This window comes from Anaerococcus sp. HMSC075B03 (assembly GCF_001815585.1).
In the GTDB taxonomy this organism is placed as follows: Bacteria; Bacillota; Clostridia; order Tissierellales; family Peptoniphilaceae; genus Anaerococcus; species Anaerococcus vaginalis.
The window spans coordinates 1-212 of record NZ_KV821203.1 but is presented as its reverse complement, the minus strand read 5'-3'; positions in this window follow the sequence as shown (position 1 = coordinate 212).

The window sequence follows — 212 nt, the reverse complement described above, 5'->3', positions numbered from 1 at the left end:
AGTATCATTATCCTCATTTTCTTCATAGCGAATAGGGTATCCCTCCCTATGTTCAAACTCTTACTTATCGCTCCCTTTCTTCTTCCCTTGCTTTTTGCTTAGCAGTACTTGTTTTACCGAATTATTCAGCAGAAAGATCTTGGCGGATAGGTTATTACGCTCCAAAAATGATTAATGTCTTGTCTTGGTCTATTCAATTGTTAAGGTTCAAA